Origin of the sequence: Pseudonocardia pini, assembly GCF_013870575.1 — a bacterium.
GTDB lineage: Bacteria > Actinomycetota > Actinomycetes > Mycobacteriales > Pseudonocardiaceae > Pseudonocardia > Pseudonocardia pini.
The window spans coordinates 1-4,167 of record NZ_JACBXB010000495.1 but is presented as its reverse complement, the minus strand read 5'-3'; the positions used below and the strand labels follow the sequence as shown (position 1 = coordinate 4,167).

At 74.8% G+C, this 4,167-nt stretch carries 5 protein-coding genes; 4 read left to right on the top strand and 1 reads right to left on the bottom strand.

What is annotated here, in order from left to right; genetic code table 11:
- Window positions 1-163: 163 nt before the first annotated feature.
- Entirely contained in the window at window positions 164-955 is a 792-nt protein-coding gene (locus tag H5J29_RS23190) for an IclR family transcriptional regulator (RefSeq protein WP_181783153.1), read from the top strand.
- Here the strand turns inward: H5J29_RS23190 and H5J29_RS23185 are convergent.
- Window positions 909-1,595, bottom strand: coding sequence for a TetR/AcrR family transcriptional regulator (locus H5J29_RS23185; protein WP_181783152.1), 687 nt, complete (start codon window positions 1,593-1,595; stop codon window positions 909-911). The genes H5J29_RS23190 and H5J29_RS23185 overlap by 47 nt on opposite strands.
- A 94-nt stretch (window positions 1,596-1,689) precedes the next feature.
- Here H5J29_RS23185 and H5J29_RS23180 point away from each other — a divergent pair, with 94 nt between their 5' ends.
- From H5J29_RS23180 to H5J29_RS23170, 3 genes are all read left to right on the top strand, one after another.
- The gene (locus H5J29_RS23180) at window positions 1,690-2,328 is read left to right on the top strand and encodes an NAD(P)-dependent oxidoreductase (protein ID WP_181783151.1); all 639 of its coding nucleotides are present in this window, start codon (window positions 1,690-1,692) and stop codon (window positions 2,326-2,328) included.
- 15 nt (window positions 2,329-2,343) lie between these two features.
- Window positions 2,344-3,387 carry an LLM class flavin-dependent oxidoreductase gene (locus tag H5J29_RS23175; protein WP_181783150.1) on the top strand — a complete coding sequence of 348 codons (1,044 nt, stop codon included), beginning with the start codon at window positions 2,344-2,346 and terminating at the stop codon, window positions 3,385-3,387.
- Window positions 3,388-3,403: 16 nt separating this feature from the next.
- Window positions 3,404-4,167, top strand: a 764-nt coding sequence (locus H5J29_RS23170) for a maleylpyruvate isomerase family mycothiol-dependent enzyme (RefSeq protein WP_181783149.1), incomplete at its 3' end; no start/stop codon positions are given.

Below are 4,167 nucleotides of genomic sequence, written 5' to 3'. Positions count from 1 at the left end.
TCGACACCGCCCGCACCGGCCCGACCGCGCGGCCGGACCCGCAGGACCCCCGACTCGACCGGCTCGACGTCGCCGAGCTGGAACGCTTCGCCCGCGTGTGCACGCGGGTCATCGACGACTGGGCCCGGTCGGCATGACCGAGGTCCGGGAGGAGGCTGTGCTGATGTCGCTACCCGCGCCGGCCGCGACGACCGCGGAGGACCACGGGCCCGAGGGCGCCGGGGAACGCGGCGCGCCCGCGATCCAGGCGGTCGACCGGGCCGCCGCCATCCTGGCCGCGTTCACCCCGCAGCGGCCGTACCTCACGCTCAACGAGATCACCGCGATACTCGGCACCAGCAAGGCCACCGCCCACCGCTACACCAAGGCCCTGCGGTCCGCCGACCTGCTGCGCTACGACCCCCGCGAGTCGGTCTACTCGCTCGGGCCCCAGCTGATGTCGCTGGCGGCCGCGGCGCGGGCCGCCCTCCCGGTGGTCAAGATCGCCGAGCCGTTCATGGAGAAGCTCGTCCGCAAGGTGGACGAGACCGTGGTCCTGAGCGTGTGGGACGGCGAGAGCCCGATCGTGGTGGCCACCAACGACAGCACGGACCGGATCGCCCGCGTCTCGGTGCGGCTCGGGGCCCGCCTGTCCCCCACCGCCTCGGCCCAGGGCCGGGTGTTCTGCGCCTACCTCTCGCCCGAGGAGCTCCCGATGCTCTCCCGGGAGCTGCGCGCCGATCCCGAGCTCGCCCTGGAGATCGAGACGATCCGCGAGTCCCACGTGTCGGTGAAGTCGCCGATCGTGAACGGGCTGCGCACCGTCGCCGCCCCGGTGTTCCAGGCCGATCGCGTGGTCGCGGCGCTCGCGGTGATCGCCGCGAGCACGTCGGTGCCCGCCGACGAGGACTCCGCGCAGATCCGCGAGCTCACCGCGACGGCGCGGGACCTGTCCGCCGCGCTCGGCCGCTCGTAGTCGGCGCCGCGCGCAGCATCGCGCGGTACATGCTCGACGGGGTGGGCGCGGGGGGCGCCGGCACCTCGCCCCCGTCGACCGCGAAGCCCCGGAGCTGGTGGGCGACGTGGCGGCGCCAGGCGTCCGGGGCGGCGTCGCCCGTCGCGGCGACCACGCCCGCGTTGGCCATCAGCAGGACCACCATGTCCTCCGGGACGACGTCGGTGCGGAGCCTGCCCGCCGCCTTCGCCCGGTCCAGCAGCGCGACGAGCCCGTGGTACGCCGCGTCCCGCCGCTCCTCCAGCGCCCGCGCCGTGGGGAAGGTCAGGGTGAGGACCTCGCCGAACCCCCGGTCGGCCGCCTGCATCCCGCACACCGTCTCGACGTACCCGGCGAACCCGGCCCAGGGGTCCGGGTCGGCGAGGGCGAGCTCCACCGCCTGGGCATAGGCGGTCATCCGGTCCGCGAACACGGCCTCGACCAGGGCCTCCCGCGTGGGGAACCGCCGGAAGACCGTCGCGATCCCCACGCCTGCGCGGCGGGCGATCGACGCCATCGACGCCCCGATCCCCTCGGCCGCATAGGCCTCGCGGGCGGCAGCGAGCACCCGGTCGCGGTTGCGCTCGGCGTCCTGTCGCAGCGCCGGTCCTCCCGCGTCCATGCGGTGAGGCTACCAACCGGAATGCCCTCTCCAGTTCTGCTGTTACAGTCCGCGAGGAGCGGACAGCCCTTTCCACTTCGCAGCGGAGAACACCATGATCGTCACTGTGCTGGGCGGGACCGGCCGGATCGGGCACCACGTCGTCGAGCAGCTGCTCGCGGCGGGTCACGAGGTGCGCGTCGTCGCGCGGAACCCGGGCAAGCTCGCGCTCAGCGACCCCGACCTGGCCGTCCACACCGGACCGCTGTCCGACGAGGACATGCTCCGCGGTGCCGTACGGGGAGCCGACGCGGTGGTCAGTGCCCTCGGACCGACGCTCAGGCCGGGCGTGGGCGGCAGGCCGCTCACCGAGGGCACCGCGCGGGTCGTGCGGCTCATGGGCGAGGAGGGTGTCCGCCGGTTCGTCGGGCTCGCCACACCGTCGCTGCCCGACGAGCGGGACCGCCCCACGCTGAAGGCCCGCGTGCTCCCGGTCATGGCGGGCACCCTGTTCCCGAACGCGCTGGCGGACCTGCGCGGCATGACCGAGGCCGTGACCTCCTCGGACCTGGACTGGACCGTCGCCCGGATCACCCGGCCCACGGACGGCCCGCCCACCGGCCGGACCCGCTCCGGCTTCCTGGGGGTGGACGCGGTGGGCTCGGCCATGCGCCGCAGCGACATCGCCGCCTTCCTGGTCGCGCAGCTCACCGACCACACCTACGTCGGCGCGCTGCCGGCGATCAGCAACTGACCCGCGAGGATCGGCATGGAACTCGGGCTCATCACGCTCACCGAACTCACCCCCGACCCCGTCACCGGCGCGGTGATCTCGCCGCGGCAGCGGCTGAAGGAGATCGTCGACGCCGCCGTGCTGGCCGAGCAGGCGGGGCTCGACGTCGTCGCCGTCGGCGAGCACCACCGCGCCGACTACGCGGTCTCCTCCCCCGCCGTCGTGCTCGCGGCCATCGCGCAGGCCACCGAACGGATCCGGCTGACCAGCGGGACGACGCTGCTGTCCACGGCGGACCCCGTCCGCGTGTACCAGGACTTCGCCACCGTCGACCTGCTCTCCGGCGGCCGCACGGAGATCATCGCGGGCCGCGGGGCCTTCACCGAGTCGTTCGAGCTGTTCGGCTACGACCTCGCCGACTACGACGCGCTGTTCGCCGAGCACCTCGACCTGCTGTTGCGGATCGCCAGGCAGGAGCGGGTGACCTGGCGGGGCCGCTTCCGGCCACCGCTCGACGACGCCGAGGTCACCCCGCGTGCCGAGCAGGACCCGCTGCCCGTCTGGCTCGGCGTCGGCGGCAACCCGCAGAGCGCGGTCCGCGCCGGACAGCTGGGGCTCCCCATGACCCTGGCCCTGATCGGCGGGAACCCGGCGGCGCTGGGCCCGGTGGTGGAGCTGTACCGGCGCACGGCGGCGGCCGCGGGGCACGACGCGGCCCGCCTCCCCGTCGCGACCTCGAGCCACCTGCACGTCGCCCCCACCTCGCAGGGCGCGCGGGACGAGTTCTACCCGTACTACCGGCACTACCTCGAGTACCACTCGGGCGGCCGGTTCCGCGTCGACCGGGCCTCCTTCGAGCAGGTCGGCTCCCCACACGGCGCGCTGTACGTCGGCAGCCCGCAGGAGATCGTCGAGAAGGCGCTGTGGGAGCGGGAGATCCTGGGCCACCAGCGGATCTTCGCCCAGGTCGATCTCGGAGGGTTGCCCTACGACACGGTCGCGCGCACGATCGAGCTGCTCGCCACCGAGGTCGCCCCCGCCCTCCGCGCCGCCGCTCCCCCCACCGCCGCGTCCGCCTGACCCCGAAGGAACGCCCGTGACCGCAGCCTCGACCACAGCGTTGACCGCCGCCCTCCGCACCTCGCACGACCGGCTCGTCGCCCTCGTCGAACCGCTCGACGCGGACGGGGTGCGGCAGCCCTCCTACGACCCGGGATGGCCGATCGCCCAGGTCGTGTCGCACCTGGGCTCCCAGGCCGAGATCTTCGGGCTGTTCCTGGACACCGCGCTCGGCGGCGCCGAACCGCCCGCGCCCGAGCGGTTCCCGGAGATCTGGGGCGTCTGGGACGCGAAGGATCCCGCGGCCCAGGCCGCGGACGGCCTGGCCGCCGACCGCACGTTCCTCGAACGGGTCGAGGGCCTGACCGAGGAGCAGCGGAGCACCGCCCGCCTCGACCTCTTCGGCGCCGAACGCGACCTCGCCGACCTGCTGCGGATGCGGCTGGGCGAGCACGCCCTGCACACCTGGGACGTCGCCGTAGCCCTGGACGACACCGCGACGCTCGCCCCGGACGCCGTCGACCTGCTCGTCGACGGGCTCGACCAGATCGTCGGGGGCACCGGCCGCGCCGAGGCCCTGCCCGGCCCCGTCGGCATCCGGACGACGGCGCCGGAGCGGGCCTTCCTCCTCACCCCGGGCGAGACCGGGGTGGCCCTGACCGAGGGCGCTGCGGAGGAGTCCGCCGAGGAGTCCGCAGAGGGGCCGACCATCCCCGCCGAGGCCTTCGTCCGGCTCGTCTACGGCCGCCTCGACCCCGCCCACACCCCCGCGTTCCCCCGGGACGAGGGCCTGCTGGCGGC

What these genes read in the sequence shown, in the direction of transcription:
- H5J29_RS23190 (WP_181783153.1), top strand. Translation starts at nt 164, where the DNA reads ATGTCGCTACCCGCGCCGGCCGCGACGACCGCGGAGGACCACGGGCCC.
- H5J29_RS23185 (WP_181783152.1), bottom strand. Translation starts at nt 1,595, where the DNA reads ATGGACGCGGGAGGACCGGCGCTGCGACAGGACGCCGAGCGCAACCGC.
- H5J29_RS23180 (WP_181783151.1), top strand. Translation starts at nt 1,690, where the DNA reads ATGATCGTCACTGTGCTGGGCGGGACCGGCCGGATCGGGCACCACGTC.
- H5J29_RS23175 (WP_181783150.1), top strand. Translation starts at nt 2,344, where the DNA reads ATGGAACTCGGGCTCATCACGCTCACCGAACTCACCCCCGACCCCGTC.